At 69.7% G+C, this 15,765-nt stretch carries 16 protein-coding genes and 1 pseudogene; 15 read left to right on the plus strand and 2 right to left on the minus strand.

Going from position 1 to position 15,765, the window contains the following annotated elements:
* Position 1 precedes the first annotated feature (1 nt).
* The 5 genes from tsaB to ABH926_RS12970 all read left to right on the plus strand — a co-directional run bounded on the left by tsaB (position 2) and on the right by ABH926_RS12970 (position 3,631).
* Positions 2–658: a tRNA (adenosine(37)-N6)-threonylcarbamoyltransferase complex dimerization subunit type 1 TsaB gene (tsaB, locus tag ABH926_RS12950; RefSeq protein WP_370365724.1), complete on the plus strand. Its 657-nt coding sequence runs from the start codon at positions 2–4 to the stop codon at positions 656–658.
* Between the two features lie 16 nt (positions 659–674).
* Positions 675–1,145 (plus strand): ribosomal protein S18-alanine N-acetyltransferase, encoded by a 471-nt coding sequence (gene rimI / locus ABH926_RS12955; RefSeq protein ID WP_370365725.1) that lies wholly within the window; start codon positions 675–677, stop codon positions 1,143–1,145.
* Positions 1,142–2,209: a tRNA (adenosine(37)-N6)-threonylcarbamoyltransferase complex transferase subunit TsaD gene (gene tsaD, locus ABH926_RS12960; RefSeq protein ID WP_370365726.1), complete on the plus strand. Its 1,068-nt coding sequence runs from the start codon at positions 1,142–1,144 to the stop codon at positions 2,207–2,209. The genes rimI and tsaD overlap by 4 nt, the downstream gene beginning before the upstream one ends.
* Positions 2,206–2,505, plus strand: a complete 300-nt coding sequence (locus ABH926_RS12965) for a hypothetical protein (protein ID WP_370365727.1) — start codon at positions 2,206–2,208, stop codon at positions 2,503–2,505. The genes tsaD and ABH926_RS12965 overlap by 4 nt, the downstream gene beginning before the upstream one ends.
* Before the next feature lie 112 nt (positions 2,506–2,617).
* Positions 2,618–3,631 (plus strand): polysaccharide deacetylase family protein, encoded by a 1,014-nt coding sequence (locus ABH926_RS12970; RefSeq protein WP_370365728.1) that lies wholly within the window; start codon positions 2,618–2,620, stop codon positions 3,629–3,631.
* 30 nt (positions 3,632–3,661) lie between these two features.
* On the opposite strand, the gene ABH926_RS12975 is transcribed toward ABH926_RS12970, so the two are convergent.
* A complete protein-coding gene (locus ABH926_RS12975) occupies positions 3,662–3,901 on the minus strand; it encodes a hypothetical protein (RefSeq protein WP_370365729.1) in 240 nt (79 codons plus the stop codon).
* Positions 3,902–3,938: 37 nt separating this feature from the next.
* Here ABH926_RS12975 and ABH926_RS12980 point away from each other — a divergent pair, with 37 nt between their 5' ends.
* The 3 genes from ABH926_RS12980 (at position 3,939) to groL (ending at position 6,685) form a co-directional block, all read left to right on the plus strand.
* Complete coding sequence (locus ABH926_RS12980) at positions 3,939–4,469, plus strand: hypothetical protein (RefSeq protein WP_370365730.1); 531 nt, start codon at positions 3,939–3,941, stop codon at positions 4,467–4,469.
* A gap of 181 nt (positions 4,470–4,650) precedes the next feature.
* Positions 4,651–4,950, plus strand: coding sequence for a co-chaperone GroES (groES, locus tag ABH926_RS12985; RefSeq protein WP_041541161.1), 300 nt, complete (start codon positions 4,651–4,653; stop codon positions 4,948–4,950).
* A 106-nt stretch (positions 4,951–5,056) separates the two neighbouring features.
* Entirely contained in the window at positions 5,057–6,685 is a 1,629-nt protein-coding gene (gene groL, locus ABH926_RS12990) for a chaperonin GroEL (RefSeq protein WP_370365731.1), read from the plus strand.
* A 318-nt stretch (positions 6,686–7,003) separates the two neighbouring features.
* Here the strand turns inward: groL and ABH926_RS12995 are convergent.
* Positions 7,004–7,315: pseudogene (locus tag ABH926_RS12995) on the minus strand (WhiB family transcriptional regulator); the annotation flags it as partial.
* A gap of 842 nt (positions 7,316–8,157) precedes the next feature.
* On the opposite strand from ABH926_RS12995, the gene ABH926_RS13000 reads away from it, so the two are divergent.
* From ABH926_RS13000 to ABH926_RS13030, 7 genes are all read left to right on the plus strand, one after another.
* Positions 8,158–8,769, plus strand: a complete 612-nt coding sequence (locus tag ABH926_RS13000; RefSeq protein ID WP_012785233.1) for a response regulator transcription factor — start codon at positions 8,158–8,160, stop codon at positions 8,767–8,769.
* Between the two features lie 173 nt (positions 8,770–8,942).
* Positions 8,943–10,439, plus strand: a complete 1,497-nt coding sequence (guaB, locus tag ABH926_RS13005; RefSeq protein WP_370365732.1) for an IMP dehydrogenase — start codon at positions 8,943–8,945, stop codon at positions 10,437–10,439.
* Positions 10,440–10,576: 137 nt separating this feature from the next.
* Complete coding sequence (locus ABH926_RS13010) at positions 10,577–11,686, plus strand: GuaB3 family IMP dehydrogenase-related protein (RefSeq protein ID WP_370365733.1); 1,110 nt, start codon at positions 10,577–10,579, stop codon at positions 11,684–11,686.
* A gap of 86 nt (positions 11,687–11,772) precedes the next feature.
* Positions 11,773–13,482: a glycerol-3-phosphate dehydrogenase/oxidase gene (locus ABH926_RS13015; RefSeq protein WP_370365734.1), complete on the plus strand. Its 1,710-nt coding sequence runs from the start codon at positions 11,773–11,775 to the stop codon at positions 13,480–13,482.
* 92 nt (positions 13,483–13,574) lie between these two features.
* A complete protein-coding gene (locus tag ABH926_RS13020) occupies positions 13,575–14,063 on the plus strand; it encodes a glutathione peroxidase (protein ID WP_370365735.1) in 489 nt (162 codons plus the stop codon).
* A 44-nt stretch (positions 14,064–14,107) separates the two neighbouring features.
* Positions 14,108–15,082 (plus strand): oxidoreductase, encoded by a 975-nt coding sequence (locus ABH926_RS13025; protein ID WP_370365736.1) that lies wholly within the window; start codon positions 14,108–14,110, stop codon positions 15,080–15,082.
* Between the two features lie 93 nt (positions 15,083–15,175).
* The gene (locus ABH926_RS13030) at positions 15,176–15,703 is read left to right on the plus strand and encodes a hypothetical protein (RefSeq protein ID WP_370365737.1); all 528 of its coding nucleotides are present in this window, start codon (positions 15,176–15,178) and stop codon (positions 15,701–15,703) included.
* Positions 15,704–15,765 lie beyond the last annotated feature (62 nt).

A 15,765-nucleotide genomic window follows, 5' to 3' on the forward strand; every position in this document is an offset into this window, starting at 1 on the left:
GGTGCTCCTGCTCGCGTTCGACACCGCAACCCCGGCCATCACCGTCGCCCTGCACGACGGCGCTGACATCCTCGCCGAATCCACCACCGTGGACGCCCGGCGCACCGGGGAACTGCTCGCACCCGGCATCACCGCGGTCCTGACCGCCGCCGGGCGCAAACCGGGGGAGCTCACCGGAGTCGCCGTCGGAGTCGGACCCGGCCCCTTCACCGGACTGCGGGTGGGATTGGTCACGGCGCGCGCCCTCGGCGACGCCCTCGGCATCCCGGTGCACGGCGTCTGCACCCTCGACGTGGTCGCTTATCAGACCGGCAGTACGGAGCCCTTCGCCGTCGCCACTGACGCGCGCCGTAAAGAGGTCTACTGGGCCCAGTACACGGACCACCTGACCCGCTCCACCGAACCGGACGTGGCGCACCCCGCACTCATCGCCGAACGCCTCACCGGACTCCCGGTCGCGGGGGAGGGCGCGCGCCTGTACCCGGACGCGTTCCCCACAGCGATCGAGCCCCGCCACCCCTCTGCCGCGGCTCTGGCAGAACTCACTATCAAGCGTCTGCAAAGCGATCCCGGCTCCCTGCTCTTCCCCGAGCCGCTCTATCTGCGCCGCCCGGACGCCGTCGAACCAGGCACCCGCAAGCGTGTCTCCACGAGCTGACGGCACGATGTCCACAATGGCGCCGACGCTGCGTCCGTTCCGCTGGTGGGACATCGAGATGGTCCGGCGGATGGAACAGGACCTGTTCCCCGAGGACCCCTGGTCCGTGGAGATGTTCTGGTCCGAACTCGCGGACGTCCCGCACTCCCGCTACTACGTCGTCGCGGAAGCCGACGGGGACATCGCCGGCTACGCCGGCCTGATGTCCCAACCCGGCGCCGCAGTGGGCACCGTCGAGGGCTGGGTCCAGAACATCGCGGTGGCCCGCGCGCACCAGGGCCGAGGACTCGGGACGGTCCTCCTGGAAGCGCTTCTGGACGAGGCTGTGCGCCGGAAGTGCGTAGAGGTCTGGCTGGAAGTGCGCACAGACAACGACTCCGCGCAGCGCCTGTACACCCGCCACGGCTTCGAGCCCGCGGGCATCCGCCGCGGGTACTACCAGCCCGGCAACCACGACGCGCTGATCATGAGGAAGGCACTGGCGTGACGGCACTGCACCCATCGAAGAACCCGGCCGACGAACCGTTGGTCCTCGGCTTCGAGACCTCCTGCGACGAGACCGGCGTCGGCATCGTGCGGGGCCACACCCTGCTCGCCGACGCGGTGGCCTCCAGCGTGGACGAGCACGCGCGCTTCGGCGGCGTCGTGCCCGAGGTCGCCAGCCGCGCGCACCTGGAGGCCATGGTGCCCACCGTGCAGCGCGCGCTGAGCGAGGCCGGCGTGACCCTGGCCGACATCGACGCCATCGCCGTCACCGCCGGCCCCGGCCTGGCCGGCGCCCTGCTGGTCGGAGTGGCCGCCGCCAAGGGCTACGCACTGGCCCTGGACAAGCCCATCTACGGCGTCAACCACCTGGCCGCCCACATCTGCGTGGACCAGCTCGAACACGGCCCCCTGCCCGAGGGCTGCGTCGCCATGCTGGTCTCCGGCGGCCACTCCTCGCTGCTGTTCGTCCCCGACGTCACCGGCGACGTCCAGCCCCTGGGCCAGACCATCGACGACGCCGCCGGCGAGGCCTTCGACAAGGTGGCGCGGGTCCTGGGCCTCGGCTTCCCCGGCGGCCCCCTGATCGACAAGGCGGCCCGCGACGGCGACCCCGAGGCGATCGCCTTCCCCCGCGGCCTCACCGGCCCCCGGGACGCCCCCCTGGACTTCTCCTTCTCCGGCCTGAAGACCTCGGTCGCCCGCTGGGTGGAGAAGCGCGAACGCGCCGGCGAGAAGGTCCCCATCGCCGACGTCGCCGCCTCCTTCCAGGAAGCGGTGGTGGACGTCCTCACCCGCAAAGCCATCCTGGCCTGCAAGGAGCAAGGTGCGGACCACCTGCTCATCGGAGGCGGCGTCGCAGCCAACTCCCGCCTGCGCGTCCTGGCCGAGGAACGCGCCGCCAAGGCCGGCATCCGCGTCCGTGTCCCGCGCCCCGGGCTCTGCACCGACAACGGCGCCATGGTCGCCGCTCTCGGCTCCGAACTGGTCCGCCGCGGCCGCACCCCCTCCACCCTCGATTTCCCAGCGGACTCCTCCCAACCAGTAGTGGATGTGATCGCCCGATGACCGGTCCCGGCGGCAAGACCGCGAAGAACCAGAGCCTGATGTGGGAAGTCCGCTGCGAGCCGGGCAAAGCACCGGCGGTGGAGGAGTGGGTCCGCGCAATCATCGTCCCGCCGCTGTGGGAGGACGAAGAAGTCGCCTCCTATAACGCGTACAGCTCCGTGGGACAGGACGGTGACCGCGTGGTGGTGGTCATCGACTACCTCGGCGCGGCCCCGGCCACCCTGGCTGCCGACCCGCCGGAGCGGCTGATCGCCCGCCCTCCGCACGCGTGGGTTTTCCAACGCCTTGACGTGTGAATGTCCTCGGATTAACCGTCTTAAGCAACTCTTCAGGTTCCACAAACGTCCTCCCTCAGTAGTGAAACCAGGCGGGCTCCGGGGGCCCGCCTAACTGAACTGAGGCATCGGCGTGACGTACGAGGACCAGGACCTTCCCATCGGCTGCGGCTGCGAAGACCACGACCTGACACCGCCCTCAGGCGCGGCCTACACCAACGCCTCCCGCCGACGCTTCCTGCGCAGCGCCGCGGGCCTCGCTATGGCGGCGCCCACCCTCTTGGCCGCTGCCTGTGGCTCCGGCAGCTCCTCCTCGACGGGCGCTAAGCAGAACACCGGTGCCGGCGCACCGACGACCACCGGCAGCAACGGCGGGTCGCCCGGCGCGCCCTCGCAGCCGTCCAGCGCTTCCTCCACCAACGGCTCCGGCGTGCCCGGCCCCGAAACCGCCGACGCGGCCCTGCTGGCATCCCGCTACGACGGCCTCAAGCCCTTCGCCCCGGCCCCGCCGCCCCCGGCGACCAAACCGGTGAACACCAACGTCGATCTCCCGCCGGTCATCAGCCACATCCCGACCGACCAGAAGATCTGTTTCCTCACCATCGACGACGGAGCGGAGAAGGACCCGGCCTTCCTCCAGATGGTCAAGGACTTCCGCATACCGATCACGATGTTCCTGGCCGACTGCTTCATCCAGGACGACTACAACTACTTCACCCAGCTCCGCGACACCGGCTACTGCACCATCCAGAACCACACGCTGCACCACCCCGACATGACGACCCTCAACGCCCAGCGCCAACTGACGGAGGTCACCGGCCAGCAGCAGAAGCTCGTCAAGAACTACAACACCCACCCCTACCTCTTCAGGGCGCCCTTCGGGAACTCCAACAAGGCCACCCAGGAGGCCTGCAAGCAGAACGGGCTCAAGGCCATCTGCTACTGGCGGGCCACCTTCCAGAAGCAGGGCTTCCAGTGGCAGGCGGCCGACAAGAAGCTCCGCCCCGGGGACATCCTCCTGGCGCACTTCCGCGGTCCCAAGGCCAACGGCAAGGGCTGGCCCGAGATGCACGAACTGATGACCAACCTCTTCCGCATCGTCCAAGAGCAGGGCTATACGTTCGCCCGCCTGGAGGACTACGTCTGATGTAGCGGCAGGGGCTTCAGCGGCAGAACCTCAGCGGCAGGACACGGTCACACTGACCGGAAACCCTGCCTGCCCACCGCTCGGCCCGACGAACCCCAGCGTCCCCGTCATCGTGGACGACGCCGGCGCGCTGGGCACCACCCCACCCGTGCTCACCAACGGATCCGTCTCCGTGAGCACGACCGTGTTCCCGCTCTGCGACGCGCTGCCGCCGGTGTAGTGCGCCACCCAGTCGCCCAGAGCGCTGCCGAACACCGCTGTCGCGCGCATCGTCACCTGGGTCGGGCCCCAACTGCAGCTGTCACCGGTGAGGCTGATCAGAACCGGCCGGGGGTCGGTCGTCGTCGGGCGCGGAGCCGGGCAGCGGGCCGCCTGTTCGGGCGTCGTCGGGTGCGAGCAAGGGTCCGTGGACGTCGGCTTCGCCGGCGGGGCCGACGGAGCCGAAGAGCGGGGCGCGGCGGCCGATTGCGAGGTGGCCGCCGTGGGCGGATGTGTCGCAGCCGCTCCGGCGGTGGTGGTGGCGCTCCCGGACGAGGCGTCGCTCGCCGGCGCCGGCGCCGACGCGGCCGTGGTCGTGAGCGGGTTGGTCGGAACAGGGCTTCCCGAGGTGTCCGGGTCCGCGGTCGGCCCCTGGCTCGTGGCCGAGGCCGAGGCCGAACTCGCCGCTCCGGCGTTCGCCACCGTTGCGCCACCGCCCCCGCAGCCGGCCGCCATCAGTGTCCCCGCGACTGCCAGTGCGGCCGGTGCGAGCGCCCGAGCCCGCCGCGACATCGTCATTCCCGCTCCCCTGTCCACCCCGGCCCGCTGCGTGCCGAGCCGCGAGAGCGTACCACCATGATCACGACCCGACGCGCCCCCTGGCACTCCACTTGACCGAGTGCTAAAGGCGCGCCTAATCTCGCTTTGGCACCCTCGCACCGAGAGTGCCAGCGCGATACGGCCGGACCCTGGCACCCGCGACGACAGGTTCCGCAACCAGTTCACCATCGCCGATCCGTCACGCGAACGAAAGGTCACACATCGTGGCTACCGTTGCCATCAAGCCGCTCGAGGACCGCGTCGTCGTCAAGCCGCTCGACGCCGAGCAGACCACCGCCTCCGGCCTCGTCATCCCGGACACCGCCAAGGAGAAGCCGCAGGAGGGCGTCGTCCTGGCCGTGGGCCCGGGCCGCTGGGAGGACGGCAAGCGCGTCGAGCTCGACGTCAAGGAGGGCGACATCGTCCTCTACAGCAAGTACGGCGGCACCGAGGTCAAGTACAACAACGAGGAGTACCTCGTCCTGTCGGCGCGCGACCTGCTCGCGATCGTCAACAAGTAGTTCTCGCACGACCCTCAAGCTGCATTTCCGCCCCGGGCGGCCGGGGACCCGGCCTTCATGCCGGGGCGGATTTTCTTTCCCTTAAAGACAAGGAACGTACTCGCTCATGGCGAAGATGCTCGAATTCGACGAGGACGCCCGCCGCAAGCTCGAGCGCGGCGTCAACGCGCTCGCCGACGCGGTCAAGGTGACCATCGGTCCCAAGGGCCGCAACGTCGTCATCGACAAGAAGTTCGGCGCCCCGACCATCACCAACGACGGCGTGACCATCGCCCGCGAGGTGGAGCTCGAGGACCCGTACGAGAACCTCGGCGCGCAGCTGGCGAAGGAAGTCGCCACCAAGACCAACGACATCGCCGGCGACGGCACCACCACGGCGACCGTGCTGGCCCAGGCGATGGTGCGCGAGGGTCTGCGCAACGTCGCGGCCGGCGCGCAGCCGATCGCGCTCAAGCGCGGCATCGACGCGGCCGTCAAGGCCGTCGCCGAGCAGCTGCTGTCCACCGCCAAGCAGGTGGAGACCAAGGAGTCCATCGCCCAGGTCGGCGCGATCTCCGCGCAGGACAAGGCGATCGGCGACCTGATCGCCGAGGCCATGGACAAGGTCGGCAAGGACGGTGTGATCACCGTCGAAGAGTCGAACACCATGGGCCTGGAGCTCGAGTTCACCGAGGGCATGCAGTTCGACAAGGGCTACCTGTCGCCCTACATGGTGACCGACCAGGAGCGCATGGAAGCGATCCTGGAGGACCCCTACATCCTGATCAACCAGGGCAAGATCAGCTCCCTGAACGAGCTGCTGCCGCTGCTGGAGAAGGTCGCGCAGTCCCGCAAGCCGCTGCTGATCATCGCCGAGGACGTCGACGGCGAGGCGCTGTCCACCCTGGTCGTGAACAAGATCCGCGGCACCTTCACCTCGGTCGCGGTCAAGGCCCCGGCCTTCGGCGACCGCCGCAAGGCGATCCTGGAGGACCTGGCGATCCTCACCGGCGCGCAGGTCGTGGCGCCCGAGGTCGGCCTGAAGCTGGACCAGGTCGGCGTCGAGGTGCTGGGCACCGCGCGCCGCGTGACCGTCACCAAGGACGACACCACCGTCGTCGACGGGGCCGGCGAGGCCTCGGCCGTGAGCGACCGCGTGAAGCAGATCAAGGCCGCGATCGAGACCACCGACTCCGACTGGGACCGCGAGAAGCTGCAGGAGCGCCTGGCCAAGCTGGCCGGCGGCGTCTGCGTCATCCGCGTCGGCGCGGCCACCGAGGTCGAGCTGAAGGAGAAGAAGCACCGTCTGGAGGACGCCATCTCCGCGACCCGCGCCGCGGTCGAGGAGGGCATCGTCTCCGGCGGCGGTTCCGCTCTGGTGCACGCCGTGTCGGTGCTGGACGGCGACCTGGGCCTGACCGGCGACGAGGCGACCGGTGTGCGCGTCGTGCGCCGGGCCGCGGTCGAGCCGCTGCGCTGGATCGCCGAGAACGCGGGCCTCGAGGGCTACGTCGTGACCGACAAGGTCTCGAACCTGCCCGTCGGCTCCGGCCTGAACGCCGCCACCGGCGAGTACGTCGACCTGGTCGCGGCCGGTGTCATTGACCCGGTCAAGGTCACCCGCTCCGCGCTGGCCAACGCCGCCTCCATCGCCTCGATGCTGCTCACGACCGAGACCCTGGTCGTCGAGAAGCCGGAGCCCAAGGACGACGAGGGCCACGGCCACTCGCACGGCGGCCACGGCCACTCTCACTAAGGGATCGCCCGCGCTATAGCGGACGCCTATAGAGAGCGTTGAGGGCGGCTCTGTACGGAACTCCGTACAGAGCCGCCCTCTTCACGCTTCCTGTGCAGCCACTTATGGCCTGGGCTCTGTAGTCACTTACGGCTTGGGCTGTGCGGCCACCGCCTACGGCTTCGTCTTCGCCTTGGCGCGGACCCCGGCCGACACGGTGTTCGCCGGCCGAGTCATCGTCATCCCGTTGCTCGGCGCGGTGGCCGGCGCGCCGGACGGCTTCGCCTGCAGCTTCACCGGCACCTTCGTCGGCGGCTTGCGCGTCGGCTTGGTGTTCTTGGCCAGCGCGGCCAGCTTCGCCGCCCGAGCCGCCGATTTCTCGCGCGCGTAGTACTCGTCGCGCTCTTCCTCGGTCATACCGCCCCAGACCCCATAGGGCTCGTGCACGCGCAGGGCGTGCTCCCGGCACGGCTTGCACACCGGACAGTGCAGGCACACCTCCTTCGCGGCCTCCTCCCGCGAGGTCCGCGCCTGGCCGCGCTCGCCTTCCGGGTGGAAGAACAGGTCGCTGTCGGTGCCGCGGCAGGAGCCGCGCAACTGCCAGTCCCAGAAGTCCGCGTTGGGACCCGGGAGACGGGACACGTCGGCCATGGCAAACCCTTCCTTCCGTCGACCCTCCCCAACCGGAGAACCCGCAGGTCAGTCGTCCTGTTGTCGGACGACCGACGGCGAGTCGCTGGATGGAGTGGTCTTCGGCTGCATCGTGTTGGCCGCAGCCGCGGTGGGTGCATGATCCCGGTGAGAGTGAGTCGGGACATGCATCGGTGCCGCGGCGGCGGCCCTACCTCGTGGTGAACCAGGTGTCAGTTGTCCAATACCTGATCCTGCGAGCGGTCATACCGATCATGCCCCGAACCGTGCTCGATTGTCACTGAGTTGTCGCAATCGACTACGGACTGTGAGCAACGGCGAGGCGATGAACCGCCCGCCGGAACGAGAGGCGCGGCGACTTGAGCGGGCTCCCCGTGAGTGACAGCTGGGATGAAGACGGGTGGGTGCGGGCCTTGGACGCCGGCCGGCTCCCCGAGAGCGGAGGCGGGGGCGGCCGTGGCGGCAGGGGCACCCGGGGCGCCGGGGACGACGGTGACAGTCGTGACGAGGTGGAGGGCAGCCGCGCGGGAAGTCCGGAGGACCGGCCCTGGACCCCGATCCCGCGCCAGGCGAAGTCGGCGGAGCGGGGCCTGATCCCGAAGCAGCGCCGTCTGAAAAAAACATCGCGGAGCGCGTAACGCTTTCGGGTGAAGCTCGTTTTCCATCTCGGAGTGACGATGGCCCGCGTCCCCGCCCCCCGCCCGGCCGCCTCCCACGGAGGCGCTTCGCGCAGCGGTCCGCACATGGGTGGGTGGCGAAGCGGCGCGAACCATCGACTACGGGGACCTGTCCGCCATAAGCTCAATAGGTGTCACAACCTCACGAATGTGGAGGCTTGACCAATGACGTCCATCCTAGTCTGCGACGACTCCCCGCTGGCCCGGGAGACGCTGCGACGCGCCGTGGCGACCGTGCCCGGCGTCGACAAGGTCACCACCGCCAACAGCGGCGAGGAAGTGCTGCGCCGGTGGACGGCCGACCGCTCCGACCTGGTCCTGATGGACGTGCGGATGCCCGGCCTGGGCGGCGTGGAGACCGTGCGCCGGCTGCTGTCCAACGACCCCAACGCCCGGGTGATCATGCTCACCATGGCCGAGGACCTGGACGGCGTGGCGCTCGCGGTGGCCACCGGCGCCCGCGGCTACCTGCACAAGGACGCCTCGCGCGCCGAGCTGCGGGCCACCGTCAGCCAGGCGCTGGCCGACCCGACCTGGCGGCTGGCCCCGCGCCGGCTGCGCCCGGCCGAGATCGGCGCCGTCCCGACCCTGACCGCCCGGGAGATCCAGGTGCTGGAGGGCATGAGCCACGGCCGCTCCAACGCCGAGATCGGCCGGGACCTGTTCCTCTCGGAAGACACGGTGAAGACCCATGCGCGCAGGCTGTTCAAGAAGCTCGGCGCCTCCGACCGGGCGCACGCCGTGGCGCTCGGGTTCCGCTGGGGCCTGGTCCGCTGAGGCCGGACCGGCCGGCGCGGCCCCGGCCGCGGCCATCCCCGGCGGCGGGTACGGCGCGCTGTGCCGGTGTGATTCCGAGCACGCCGGAGGCGATCATCCGTTGATCGGTTTGGTCGGGCCGGATTCCTGGGGGAAGATTGCATATCGGTCCCCCTTGACATTCGGATGGTGACATGTCTGACGCCGGCCTGCCCGCCAAGTTCGCGACTCTCGGCCTGACCTACGACGACGTCCTGCTGATCCCGGCCTACTCCGAAGTGGTGCCGACCGAGCTGAACACCGGGGCCCGGCTGTCGCGCAACATCACCTTGAACGTGCCGCTGATCTCGGCGGCCATGGACACCGTCACCGAGGCGCGGATGGCCATCGCCATGGCCCGCCAGGGCGGCGTCGGCGTCCTGCACCGCAACCTGTCGATCGAGGCCCAGGCCGCGCAGGTGGACCTGGTCAAGCGCTCGGAGTCGGGCATGGTCACGCAGCCGGTGACCGTCGCGCCGGACGCGACGCTGGCCGAGGTGGACGCGCTGTGCGCCAAGTACCGCATCTCCGGCCTGCCGGTGACCGCCGCCGACGGCACCCTGCTGGGCATCATCACCAACCGCGACCTGCGTTTCGAGGTCGACAAATCGCGCCGGGTGGCCGATGTCATGACGCCCATGCCGCTGGTCACCGGCCCCGCCGGGATAAGCGGCGAGGACGCGATGAAGCTGCTGGCCCAGCACAAGATCGAGAAGCTCCCGCTGGTCGCGCCGGACGGCAGGCTGTCCGGCCTGATCACCGTCAAGGACTTCGACAAGAGCGAGAAGTACCCGCTGGCCACCAAGGACGACAACGGCCGGCTGCGGGTCGGCGCCGCGATCGGCTTCCTCGGCGACTCCTTCGAGCGGGCCCAGGCCCTGGTGCACGCCGGCGTCGACTTCCTGGTCATCGACAGCGCGCACGGCCACTCCAAGGTCGAGCTGGACATGATCGCCAAGGTCAAGGCCGAGGCCCCGCACATCGACGTGATCGCCGGCAACGTGGTGACCGCGGCCGGCGGCCGGGCGCTGATCGACGCCGGCGCGGACGCGATCAAGGTCGGCGTGGGCCCGGGCTCGATCTGCACCACCCGCGTGGTGGCCGGCGTCGGCATGCCGCAGGTGACCGCGGTCTACGAGGTCGCCGAGGCGGCCAGGGAGCACGGCGTCCCGGTGATCGCCGACGGCGGCCTGCAGTACTCCGGCGACATCGGCAAGGCGATCGCCGCCGGCGCCGACTCGGTGATGCTCGGCTCGCTGCTGGCCGGCTGCGAGGAGTCCCCGGGCGAGCTGCTGTTCATCAACGGCAAGCAGTTCAAGTCCTACCGCGGCATGGGGTCCTTGGGCGCCATGCAGTCCCGCGGCGAGAACAAGTCCTACTCCAAGGACCGCTACTTCCAGGGCGACGTGGAGTCCGACGAGAAGCTGATCGCCGAGGGCATCGAGGGCCAGGTCCCCTACCGCGGCCCGCTGGCCTCGGTGGTGCTGCAGCTGATCGGCGGCCTGCGCCAGTCGATGCTCTACTGCGGCGCGCACACCATCCCGCAGCTGCAGGACGCGCAGCTGGTCCGGATCACCGCGGCGGGTCTGCGCGAGAGCCACCCGCACGACATCCAGATGACGGTCGAGGCGCCGAACTACTCCAAGCGCTGACCACATAGAGCACTCAACGGCCCGACGCTGTAGCGTCCCTACATGCCCGATCAATTGGGCGCCGTTGGCGCCCGTTTGATCGGGTGCGTATGGGCCCAGACGTAAGTAGTCCGTGGGAAAGAGCAGAGGTACTCCAGGTGACCGAGGTCGAGATCGGCCGGGCCAAGCGTGGCCGCCGGGCTTATGGGTTCGACGATGTGGCAGTAGTGCCGTCGCGCCGGACCCGGGACCCCGAAGAGGTCTCCATCGCCTGGCAGATCGACGCCTACCGGTTCGACACGCCGTTCATGGCCGCGCCGATGGACAGCGTCGTGTCCCCGGCGACCGCGATCCAGATCGGCAAGCTCGGCGGCGTGGGGGTCCTCAACCTGGAGGGCCTGTGGACCCGCTACGAGAACCCTGAGCCGCTGCTCCAGGAGATCGCGGACCTGCCGGCCGACGCCTTCACCAAGCGCATGCAGGAGATCTACAGCGCGCCGGTCCAGGCCGAGCTGATCTCCGCGCGTATCAAGGAGATCCGCGCTGCGGGGGTCACCGTGGCGGGAGCACTGTCGCCGCAACTCACAGCGGAGTTCCACTCCGTGGCCGTCGCCGCGGGTCTGGACCTGTTGGTCATCCGCGGGACCACGGTGTCCGCCGAGCACGTGTCGGCCAACGCCGAGCCGCTGAACCTCAAGCAGTTCATCTACGAGCTCGACATCCCCGTCGTGGTCGGCGGCTGCGCGACCTACCAGGCGGCGCTGCACCTGATGCGCGCCGGCGCCGCGGGCATCCTGGTCGGCTTCGGCGGCGGCTCGACCCAGACCACCCGCGACGTCATGGGCATCGCCGTGCCGATGGCGTCCGCGGTCTCCGACGTGGCCGCCGCGCGCCGCGACTACCTGGACGAGTCCGGCGGCCGCTATGTGCATGTCGTCGCGGACGGCGCCATGGGCGTCTCCGGCGACATCACCAAGGCGATCGCCTGCGGTGCCGACGCGGTGATGATCGGCTCGCCGCTGGCCCGTGCCGCCGAGGCGCCGGGGCGCGGTTTCCACTGGGGTGCGGAGGCGCACCACGCATCGGTTCCGCGCGGGCACCGCACAGCGGTCGGCACCGTGGGGACGCTGGAGGAGATCCTCGTCGGCCCCTCCTCCTCCCCGGACGGCACGATGAACCTCGCCGGTGCGCTGCGCCGGGCGATGGGGACCTGCGGCTACACCGAGCTCAAGGGCTTCCAGCGCGTCGAGGTCACTGTCGCGACCTGAGCCGTTCCGCACCTTGTGATCGGCTTCACGGGTGATGTGACACATGTGATCGCGTGCGGCGCCCGGTTCTAGGGCAGGCTTGTAGCGTGCGTAGTTTGCGGTTGGGACCGGCGGAGCGGGAGGCGGCGCTGTCCGCCATGGCCGAGCGTGAGCTCGATGTCGTGGTCGTGGGCGGCGGTGTCGTGGGAACCGGGACGGCGTTGGACGCCGCGACCCGGGGATTGAGTGTGGGTCTGTTGGAGGCGCGGGACTGGGCGTCGGGGACGTCCTCCCGCTCCTCCAAGCTCATCCACGGCGGTCTCCGCTATTTGGAGATGCTCGACTTCGGCTTGGTACGCGAGGCGCTTAAGGAACGCGGCCTGTTGCTGGAGCGGTTGGCTCCGCATCTGGTGCGTCCCGTGCCGTTCCTCTATCCCTTGACGGGGCGTGGCTGGGAACGCCTATACGCGGGTTCCGGTGTGGCGCTCTACGACGGGATGGCTACGTCGTCCAGTCACGGCAGGGGTCTGCCTCTGCATCGCCAGCTGACGCGCCGCAGTGCTCTGCGTATCGCGCCCGCGCTTAAGCGTTCCTCGCTTGTGGGGGCGATCCAGTACTACGACGCCCAGGTCGACGACGCGCGTTACGTCACCTTCCTGGCGCGCACCGCGGCGAGCTACGGCGCGCACGTGGCGTCCCGGGCCCGCGTTACCGGCTTCCTGCGCGAAGGGGAGCGCGTCACCGGGGTCATCGTCACGGACCTGGAGACCGGCAATACTCAGGAGATCCGCGCCAAGCAGGTGGTGAACGCCACCGGAGTGTGGACAGACGAGACTCAGGCTTTGGTGGGGGAGCGGGGACGCTTCCACGTGCGCGCCTCTAAGGGGATCCACCTGGTGGTCCCCAAGGACCGCATCCACTCCTCGACCGGACTCATTCTGCGCACGGAGAAGTCCGTGCTCTTCGTCATCCCGTGGGGCCGGCACTGGATCATCGGGACCACCGACACCGACTGGACCCTCGACAAGGCGCACCCCGCGGCGTCGCAGACCGACATCCAGTACCTGCTGGACCACGTGAACTCGGTGCTTAACGTTCCCCTGTCCCGGGCCGACGTAGAGGGCGTGTACGCGGGACTGCGTCCGCTGCTCGCCGGAGAGTCGGACGAGACCTCGAAGCTGTCCCGGGAGCACGTCGTCGCGCACGTCGTCCCCGGCCTGGTCGTGGTCGCCGGCGGCAAGTACACGACGTACCGCGTGATGGCCCAGGACGCCGTGGACGCGGCCGTGCACGGCCTCGGAGGCGGCGTGCCCGCCTCCATCACCGAGAACGTCCCGCTGCTCGGAGCGGACGGCTACAGGGCTGTGTGGAACAACCGCGGACGCATCGCCGCGCGCAGCGGACTGCACGTGGCGCGGGTGGAGCACCTGCTGCGCCGCTACGGCTCGCTGATCGACGAGCTCCTGGACCTCATGGCCGAGCAGCCCGAGCTGGCCGAGCCGCTGCCCGGCGCCGAGGACTACCTCAAGGCGGAGGTCGTGTACGCGGCCGCCGCGGAGGGAGCCCTGCACCTGGACGACGTCCTGGCCCGCCGCCTGCGCGTGTCCATCGAGACCTTCGACCGGGGCGTCGGCGCCGCCGAACCCACCGCACGCCTCATCGCCCCGGTCCTGGGCTGGACCGAGGAACAGATCCAGCGCGAGGTGGAGCACTACGTGGCGCGGGTGGGCGCGGAGCGGGAGTCCCAGGAGCAGCCGGACGACGCCACCGCCGACGCCGCGCGCCTCGGCGCGCCGGACATCGTCCCGGTCAAGTAGCCGCGGGGAATCCGTGGTCGCCGGGAACACATGGTCGCCGGGAACACATGGTCGCGGGGAATCTGTTCAAGCCCGCGTGCTTTGATACCGACATGAGCCTCTACGACATCCCGATCAACACCCTCGACGGCAAGCCGGCCTCCCTGAAGGACTACGAGGGCAAGGCCATCCTGCTCGTCAACGTCGCCTCGCGCTGTGGCCTCACGCCGCAGTACGAGGGCCTGGAGCGCCTCCACGAGCGCTACGCGGACCGCGGTTTCACCGTGGTCGGCGTCCCCTGCAACCAGTTCATGGGCCAGGAGCCGGGTACCGCCGAGGAGATCCAGGAGTTCTGCTCCGCGACTTACGGCGTGACCTTCCCGCTCCTGGAGAAGATCGAAGTCAACGGCGACGACCGGCACCCCCTTTACACCGAGCTCACCAAGACGGCCGACGCCGAGGGCAACAACGGCGACATCCAGTGGAACTTTGAAAAGTTCCTTATCGGTTCCGACGGAACGGTCCTCAAGCGCTTCCGTCCGCGCACCGAGCCGGAGGCGTCCGAAGTGGTCGAGGCCATTGAAGCCGCGCTCCCGGCCTAGTTACAGGTAGTGACATACGCGGCTGATCACGCCAGGATGGCGCTATGCCGCATTGGACTCCGGAGGAAATGCCGGATCTGACGGGGCGAGTCGCCATGGTCACGGGGGCCAACAGCGGTATCGGGTTCCACACAGCCTTGGAGCTCGCGCGTCACGGAGCCCGGACCCTGCTCGCCGTCCGTGATCCGGGCAGAGGAGAGTACGCGCGCGAGCGGATCACCGCGGTGGTCCCCTCCGCGCGCGGACTCGTCGAGGTCGTCCCGGTCGACCTGGCGAGCCTGGACTCGATCGAGGACGCCGCCGCGGACCTGGCCGACCGCACGGCGGCGGTGGACATCCTGGTGAACAACGCCGGAGTCATGGTGCCGGACGGCCGCACCACCTCCGACGGCTTCGAGCTCCAGTTCGGGACCAACCACCTGGGCCACTTCGCGCTCACCGGCCGGGTGCTGCCGCTGCTGCTGGCCGCCGAGTCCGCGCGGGTCGTCACCGTCTCCAGCCTCACGCACCGCCGCGCCCGGCCGGTCTGGGACTTCGAGCCCGCGGCGGCGAACGCTAAGGAGTCCTACAGCGAGGCCGAGTGGCACCGCCATCGGGTCTCCGCCTATGGCCGCTCCAAGCTCGCCAACCTCCTGTTCGCGCGAGAGCTGGACCGTAGAGCGAAACGAGCGCGGTTCGGCTTGGCCAGCGTCGCTGCGCACCCCGGCTATACGGCTACCGGGCTGTTCACCAAGACCTCCTTCAGTCGGCACCACCGCGTCGTGTCCGGACTGTCCCATGTGGTCACCTGGGCGACCGGCCAGAGCTCCGCCACTGGCGCGTGGCCCTCTCTATACGCCGCGACTCACGTAGACCTCTTCGGCGGCGAGTACATCGGACCGCGCGGGCCTGGGGAGATGCGTGGGGCGCCCGCACAGGCGGCCATGAGCCCGATCGCTGAGGACGAGATGGTGGCCGCTGCCTTGTGGGACCAGTCCGTGGCCGCCACCGGAGTGGGGTACGAGGAACTGTCCCGCTAAGCGCTCCAAAAGATCCCCGAAGAAGCGGGGAACCGGCGCGACAGTCGCTGCGTCCAACTGCCAGTGACAATGTCGACTAGGAGATGGAGCGAAATGAAGGCCCTGGTGAAGTCCGTGGCGACCACCGCCGTCGTGCTCGCGGCGCTGGCCGGGTGCGCATCCCGCAGCTCGGGAGGTTCCGACGCGTCCGGCCCCGGTGCCGGCGGCGGGTCCACCTCAGCGTCGTCGCCCACGTCCCCCTCGTCCTCTTCGTCGTCGAACCCGACGGCCCCGTCGAGCCCCGGCCAGACCGGGGGCTCCAGTTCGTCGAACCCGTCCAACCCCTCGAACCCCGGCACGGTGAAGTACGTCCCGCTGCAGGGCCTGTCCCTGGACAAGGACGGCGTCACCCTGGTCACCGAGGTGAGCTGGGGCGGCTGCAACGACCAGCCGCAGCTGGTGATCAAGAGCCAGGACGCGACCAAGGTCGTCGTCGAGCTGAAGACCGTCTCGCACTACCGCGTCGGGATCATGTGCCCCGACTTCTCCCGCGACGGCCAGTCCACCGCGAAGCTGGACGCCCCGCTGGGCTCCCGCCAGGTGATCGACGGCGTCAAGAACGCGGCCATCAGCGTCGGCTGACGGTTCCGCCCGAAAGCGTCGGGCCCCTTCCGAAGTGCCTGGGACTTCGGAAGGGGCCCGAT

It is taken from the genome of Catenulispora sp. GP43, assembly GCF_041260665.1.
Taxonomy (GTDB): Bacteria; Actinomycetota; Actinomycetes; order Streptomycetales; family Catenulisporaceae; genus Catenulispora.

What these genes read in the sequence shown, in the direction of transcription:
- rimI (WP_370365725.1), top strand. Translation starts at nt 675, where the DNA reads ATGGCGCCGACGCTGCGTCCGTTCCGCTGGTGGGACATCGAGATGGTC.
- ABH926_RS12965 (WP_370365727.1), top strand. Translation starts at nt 2,206, where the DNA reads ATGACCGGTCCCGGCGGCAAGACCGCGAAGAACCAGAGCCTGATGTGG.
- ABH926_RS12975 (WP_370365729.1), bottom strand. Translation starts at nt 3,901, where the DNA reads ATGCGCGCGACAGCGGTGTTCGGCAGCGCTCTGGGCGACTGGGTGGCG.
- groL (WP_370365731.1), top strand. Translation starts at nt 5,057, where the DNA reads ATGGCGAAGATGCTCGAATTCGACGAGGACGCCCGCCGCAAGCTCGAG.
- ABH926_RS13000 (WP_012785233.1), top strand. Translation starts at nt 8,158, where the DNA reads ATGACGTCCATCCTAGTCTGCGACGACTCCCCGCTGGCCCGGGAGACG.
- guaB (WP_370365732.1), top strand. Translation starts at nt 8,943, where the DNA reads ATGTCTGACGCCGGCCTGCCCGCCAAGTTCGCGACTCTCGGCCTGACC.
- ABH926_RS13020 (WP_370365735.1), top strand. Translation starts at nt 13,575, where the DNA reads ATGAGCCTCTACGACATCCCGATCAACACCCTCGACGGCAAGCCGGCC.
- ABH926_RS13025 (WP_370365736.1), top strand. Translation starts at nt 14,108, where the DNA reads ATGCCGCATTGGACTCCGGAGGAAATGCCGGATCTGACGGGGCGAGTC.
- ABH926_RS13030 (WP_370365737.1), top strand. Translation starts at nt 15,176, where the DNA reads ATGAAGGCCCTGGTGAAGTCCGTGGCGACCACCGCCGTCGTGCTCGCG.